Raw genomic sequence first — 594 nt, 5'->3', positions numbered from 1 at the left:
CGAGCTGAGGTTCGCGGCCAGTGCCTTCGCCTCGATGACGGGTGTGCGCAAGCGCCTGGCCGTGCCGCGAACGGTTCGCATGGTGGTCAAGGATCGCCGGGCGGCGCGCGCGAGCGCGGATCGGATCCTCGCCTTGCCGTTCACGCGCGTGATGATGGCGCACGATGCGATCGTCGACGAGGACGCGCATCGCGCGCTCGAACAGGCGTTCGAGGCGTTTTCCGCGCGCTAGGGCCGCGAGAGCCGGTTATTCCAGGGTGGTGCCCTGTCTATTCGCCGACCCAGTTGACCGCGTCCTCGAGCGGCGCGCGCGTGGTGCGATACGAGTTGGCCGGATGCGTTTCGTCGGCGTAGCCGAAGGAGATGGCGCACACCATTCGCCGTTCCTCGCCCTGGCCCAGTTCCTGGCGGACCCGCTTCGCATACGAGGACAGCGCGGCCTGGGGAATGCTTGCCACGCCGCAGGCCTGCGCGGCCAGGATGAAATTGCTCACGTAGCAGCCGCAATCCACCGCGCCATAGACGCCGAGCGCCTCGTCGGTGGTGATCACGGCGACATGCGGGGCGCCGAACAATCGAAAATTCTCCAGCGTC

The 594-nt window shown here is 67.5% G+C and carries 1 protein-coding gene and 1 pseudogene; one reads left to right on the top strand and one right to left on the bottom strand.

Annotated elements, in window-relative coordinates:
- A pseudogene (locus HWX25_RS32800) lies at window positions 1-232 on the top strand (hypothetical protein); the annotation flags it as partial.
- 37 nt (window positions 233-269) lie between these two features.
- Here HWX25_RS32800 and HWX25_RS32795 read toward each other — a convergent pair.
- Window positions 270-594: nitroreductase family protein (locus HWX25_RS32795; RefSeq protein WP_175912743.1), on the bottom strand; the 325-nt coding region annotated here is incomplete at its 5' end.

It is taken from the genome of Burkholderia sp. BCC1640, from assembly GCF_902833125.1.
GTDB lineage: Bacteria > Pseudomonadota > Gammaproteobacteria > Burkholderiales > Burkholderiaceae > Burkholderia > Burkholderia diffusa.
Note: the sequence above shows the minus strand (reverse complement) of the source record. Positions and strands in the feature narration are given on the sequence as shown.